This is a genomic window from Mycobacterium sp., assembly GCF_039583785.1.
Classification (GTDB): domain Bacteria; phylum Actinomycetota; class Actinomycetes; order Mycobacteriales; family Mycobacteriaceae; genus Mycobacterium.
Window position 1 is genome coordinate 1 of the sequence record NZ_JAVKSG010000085.1, and the last position, 5,030, is coordinate 5,030.

Genomic DNA, 5,030 nt, shown 5'->3' on the forward strand with positions numbered 1-5,030 from the left:
GGCCCTTGGCTTCGTAGACCCGCATCGCCTTGCGGCTGACGCCCGCCGCGCGCGCGGCCTGCCCGATGGTCAGTGACGGAACGGTCATCGCGGTTTCCTCCTGTCTCCCAGTATTGACCTTGCCCCTGGGGCCGGGTTCTACGGTGATGTTGTCAGATGGAGAAGCGAGTAAAGGAGTTGAGGAAGATGCCATTTCAGGCCGGGGAGGTGTACCGCTGCCCCGATGCGGGCTGCGGGTGTGAGCTGACGGTGACCAAGGCGGCACCGCCGACGTGCAGCGGACAGAACACACCGACGTGCTGTTGCGGGAAGACGATGGTCAAGGTCCCCTGATCCCGACTGGGCCGGGCAGCCGCCCACGCATGGGGGTGTTCCGTCGAGTCGGCGCAGCACCCGCTCGGTGATCCCGGCGTTGCGAGAGTGGACGCTCGCCCGATAGCCGTCCCAGCCGACAGCGGTCACGTCGGTCACGTTAGGACAGATCGGCCAGGGCATCCTCGATCGCCCGATGAAATGTGGGATAGGCGTAGATCATCCGTCGCAGCCGCGCCGTGGGCACCTGCGCGTCCACCGCGAGAGTCAGCATTGCCAGCACCTCGCCGCCGGCCGGGCTGACGACGGTGGCGCCGACCAGCACGCCCCGGTCGGCGTCTTCGACAAGCTTGACCACACCGTCGTTTCCGGCCTTGTGGATCCAGCCCCGCGCCGACGACGGAATCGCCGCCACCCCGGTGCGCACCGCGATACCGCGGTCTCGGGCCGCTTGCTCGGTCAACCCGACCGCCCCGACTTCCGGGTCGGTGAACGTGACCCGCGGCACCGCGTGGTACTCGGCCGGTTGCGGGTTCTCGCCGAGAATGTCGGCCGCGGCGATGTTGGCCTGATACATCGACACGTGGGTGAACGCGCCCTTACCGGTGACATCGCCGATCGCCCAGACCCGCTCGGCGGCACGCATCCGCTCGTCGACGTCGATTCCGCGGGCAGTTTCGTCCAGCCCGACGGCGCCGACGCCCAGCGCGACCAGATCGGCGTGTCGACCGGTGGCCACCAGCAGCCGCTCGGAGGTGATGGCGCCGCCGTCGTCGAGGCTCACCACCGTGGCATCCGGGCTCACCTTGGTGGCGGATACGCCGGTGCGGATCTGGATGCCCTCGGCATCGAACACCCTCGCCAGCACGTCGCCCACTTCGGGTTCCTCCGCGGGCAGCAGCCGCGACTGGGATTCGACGATGGTGACCGCGCTGCCGAACCGGGCGAAAACCTGGGCGAACTCGCACCCGATCGGCCCGGCGCCGAGGATCGTCAGCGACGCGGGCACGTCCTCGACGGCGACGGCGTCACGGTTGGTCCACAACGGCGCATCGACCAGCCCCTCGATCGGCGGGATCGCCGGCTCGGTACCTGGATTGAGCAAGATCGCTTGCGAAGCTCGGAAAACCTGCTCGCCGTGCTCGGTCGTCACACTCACCCGCCCGGGTGCGGTGATCCTCGCGCGGCCGCGCACGAATCGGCCGCCGGCGTCTTCGAATCGCTGCACCGCCACCGTGTCGTCCCAGTTGTCGGTGGCTTCGCTTCGAATTCGGGCGGCCACCGGAGCCCAAGACGGCTGGGCGTCGGCCGATCCGGCCAGAGCACAGACGCGACGCGTCTCGGCGAGCGCGTCGGCCGCCCGGACCATCATCTTCGTCGGCACGCAGCCAAAGTAGGGACACTCGCCGCCCACCAGGCGAGCATCCACGCCGATCACCGTCAGGCCGGCCTGAGCCAGGCGTGCGCCGGCGGCTTCCCCGCCCGGGCCCAGGCCGATCACCACCACATCGACCTTCTCGTGCTCGGGCATGACGTTCGCCTCCTTTTCGTCACAATCTTCGCGGCGGTGGCGCCGCCGTCCAGCACAGTGTCAGTAGCCGGACAGTCGAGCTGACGACCGACCATGAACGCGGGTACCCGGAGACCATGGATTACGAACTCCTGGTGATCGGCGGTGGCGCCGCCGGGCTGGCCGCGGCCACCACCGCGGCCGGCGACGGCATGCGGGTGGCACTGGTGTCCGATGGCCCGCTGGGCGGTGACTGCACGTTCACCGGTTGCGTGCCGTCGAAGACGCTCATCGCGGCGGCAGCGCAAGGCTCGACCTTCGGCGATGCGATGCGCCGGGTACGTGCCACCGTCGGCGACATCGCGGCCACCGAGACCGCACCGCTGCTACGTCGTGCCGGCGTAGAGGTGATTGGTGGGCGGGCGCGCGTGGTGGGTGGTGGCGCCGTCACGGTTGACGGCACGCGGCTGGCGGCGGGCGCGATCATCATCGCGACCGGTTCGCAGCCCGCGATCCCGCCCATCGACGGGCTCGCCGACACACCGTTTCTGACCACCGATACCGTTTTCGAACTGCGCGACAAGCCTGACTCGATGGCGATTCTGGGCGCCGGGCCGGTCGGTTGCGAACTCGCGCAGGCGTTTTGCCGCCTCGGTGTCGACGTCTGCGTCGTCGACACCGCCGACCGGCTACTACCCGGCATCGATGCCGACGCCGCCGCCGTGCTCACCGAAGTCTTTGTACGGGAGGGCATTCGAGTACACACCAACAGCCGGGTGGATGCCGTGTACGGCAACGACAAGGTGGTGACGCTGCGGCTGAACGACAATCGGACAGTGACAGCTGCACAGCTGCTCGTCGCGACCGGACGCGTGCCGGACACCAAGGGCTTGGACCTTGCCGCGGCTGGTGTGCGCACCGACGAGCAGGGATTCATCACCGTGGACCGCCACCTGGCCACCACCGCGGCCGACGTATTCGCCGTCGGGGATGTCACCGGACTGTTCCCGCACACCCACGCCGCCTACGCCATGGGCCGCGACGCGGTCGGCGCCGCCCGGCATCGACTCCGGCGACCGTCGTTCGATCCAGGCGCGATACCTCGGGTGATCTTCACCGATCCCGAGATCGGCGTTGTCGGCAGCGACGGCCGCAACATCGGCACCGCCGGGGCCCGGGTGGCGTACCTGCCGTTCGCCGAGCTCGACCGGGCGATCATCGCCGGCCGTGTCGACGGGTTCGTCAAGATCGTTGCCGGCCCAAGACCCGTGTTGCGCAACCTCGGGGGCGGGCGGATCCTCGGCGCCACCATCGTGGCCCCGCACGCCGGGGAGATGATCCACGAACCTGCGCTGGCCATGCGTACCCGCATGTTCACCGGACGACTCGCCCAAGCCATCCACGCCTACCCGAGTTGGTCGATGGCCATCCAACAGGCCGCCGCACAGTTTTTCGGCGAATTCGGTGGCCGCCGAGCACAATTGGTCCAGCCCGAAAGCAGTGCGGCCCTCGCTGACCTGCGGTCCGTCACATCTGGCACCCTGGCCGCCGACGGAGGCGCAGCGTAATGTTCGCAGCCATGAGAGCCGCGACGCGCAGATGGGTGACGCTCGCCGCACTGACAAGCGTTGCGGCGAGCTCGCAGTTGAGTCCGGCGACCGCACTGGCCGACCCGCACAAGCCGCACAACATCACCTACGTTGCCAAAGTCGACGCGCCGATCTCCAGCGGCCGGGCGGTGTTCATGGCCAACGAGAAATACACGGCCACCGCCCCGCTGAGCGCAACCGGACGCGAATTCCGATTCGACACCATGCTGAGCGATCCGAAAACGGCGGGTATGCAGGTGGCGATCCCGTGGCCCTATTCGGGCAACGTGCACTGCGAGATCGACGTCGACGGCAACGTCGCCACACTGGTCGATCAATTCGTCGCATCCACTCCCGGCAACGGTAACCCGTCGAGCTACGGTGTGCTGCCCTGCGGGGCCGCACCACTCCCGGTACCCGAATGGTGGGCCAAAATCTGCGACGCATGGTGGTGTGTCGATAGTTCTTTCCCGTCAACCGCCCGCGCCGACGCGCGTGCGGTCGTCACCCAGCCCTCCGACCCGGCGGCCAACCCGTCGTATCCGGGATACGGGCCACCGCTCCCCCCAAGGGAATGACGGACAACAACGTTTCGTAGCAAACCCGCCGATCACCGAGATTGCGGCCGGCCGTCTACAAGCTCGACGGCGAGTCCACATTCGGCGGTGACGTCACATGTCATTCCGCTGCGGTGAAACGCAGTGCGAAGGCGCGGATCTCGTGTTCCAACTTGGCGAGGTTGGGTCCGGTGGAACGGTCGTTCGGGCTGCACAGGGCATCGAGCAGCGCGCAGATGCCTGGATAACGCTGGGCAACTTGTTCGAGGAACTGTCCTTCGTCGTGGTTTGTGCCGGTGAAGCGGTCGCCCGGGTAGCCTTTGTTCGCCCCCGCGACGACGCCCCCGAATGTCGCGGCGATACCGGTGCGGTATTCGGTTGAGTCGCCGAGCTTCGCAGAGACTGCCCGGCCGCCCATGGAAGCTGTGTCGCCGATGGCACGCCCGGCCATACTGGCCAGGGTCATCTCGCTGAATAGGCTGCCCGGGCTACCTGGCCAGACTTCCGGGGCGGCGCCCAGGCCGGTGGCCGGCAATGCCGCGGCGACAGTCCTGATCGCCGGAGCGGCCGTGGCCCAGGCCGGCGGCACCGACAAACCCCCGACGAAGCCCGCCCGGCTCAGACCCGTCGGCTCCAGCGCTGGCACCGTTCCCAACTGGTTGAGCCGGCCCAGAATTTGATCCTGCAAGTTGGTGATTTGATCCTGCGTGCCGGTGATCAGGCCCTGCGTGTCGCGAAGTTGCCCCTGCGTATCGTCGATCTTGCTGTCGGCGGCATGTGCGGACGCCGATGCCGCAGACGACGTGGACACCCCAGCCGACCCGATAGCCGAACCGATAGGGGCGAAGTAGCTGTTGATGGGGCCTAAAAACGTCTGGAACTGGCTGCTGGGTCCAATCAGCGAACCGAGGAGTCCCGACGGGACGGACGTCGACGATGTGGATGATGCGAGGCTTTGCAGCACCGTGGGCACCGCGGCGGCAAGCTGGGAGAGCATCGTCTGCGTGTTCGTTGCCGCCGATGTACCTGTGGCCTGGGTAACCGCGGCGGCCTGACTGGCCG

4 protein-coding genes and 2 pseudogenes are annotated in these 5,030 nt (G+C 68.0%); 2 read left to right on the forward strand and 4 right to left on the reverse strand.

All coding sequences use genetic code 11. From position 1 onward, the window contains the following. From ABDV69_RS18335 to ABDV69_RS18345, 3 genes and pseudogenes are all read right to left on the reverse strand, one after another. A pseudogene (locus tag ABDV69_RS18335) lies at positions 1-193 on the reverse strand (hypothetical protein); the annotation flags it as partial. Position 194: 1 nt separating this feature from the next. After that, positions 195-323, reverse strand: a complete 129-nt coding sequence (locus ABDV69_RS18340; RefSeq protein ID WP_343576940.1) for a hypothetical protein — start codon at positions 321-323, stop codon at positions 195-197. A gap of 149 nt (positions 324-472) precedes the next feature. Further along, on the reverse strand, positions 473-1,843 hold the full coding sequence (locus ABDV69_RS18345) for an NAD(P)/FAD-dependent oxidoreductase (protein WP_343576941.1): 1,371 nt from the start codon (positions 1,841-1,843) through the stop codon (positions 473-475). A gap of 116 nt (positions 1,844-1,959) precedes the next feature. Between ABDV69_RS18345 and ABDV69_RS18350 the strand changes: the two genes are divergently transcribed. Then, positions 1,960-3,390, forward strand: a complete 1,431-nt coding sequence (locus ABDV69_RS18350; protein ID WP_343576944.1) for an FAD-dependent oxidoreductase — start codon at positions 1,960-1,962, stop codon at positions 3,388-3,390. A gap of 11 nt (positions 3,391-3,401) precedes the next feature. Next, positions 3,402-3,989 carry a hypothetical protein gene (locus tag ABDV69_RS18355; RefSeq protein WP_343576946.1) on the forward strand — a complete coding sequence of 196 codons (588 nt, stop codon included), beginning with the start codon at positions 3,402-3,404 and terminating at the stop codon, positions 3,987-3,989. A gap of 100 nt (positions 3,990-4,089) precedes the next feature. Here ABDV69_RS18355 and ABDV69_RS18360 read toward each other — a convergent pair. Continuing rightward, positions 4,090-5,030 (reverse strand): annotated as a pseudogene (locus tag ABDV69_RS18360) (hypothetical protein); the annotation flags it as partial.

What these genes read in the sequence shown, in the direction of transcription:
- ABDV69_RS18345 (WP_343576941.1), bottom strand. Translation starts at nt 1,843, where the DNA reads ATGCCCGAGCACGAGAAGGTCGATGTGGTGGTGATCGGCCTGGGCCCG.
- ABDV69_RS18350 (WP_343576944.1), top strand. Translation starts at nt 1,960, where the DNA reads ATGGATTACGAACTCCTGGTGATCGGCGGTGGCGCCGCCGGGCTGGCC.
- ABDV69_RS18355 (WP_343576946.1), top strand. Translation starts at nt 3,402, where the DNA reads ATGAGAGCCGCGACGCGCAGATGGGTGACGCTCGCCGCACTGACAAGC.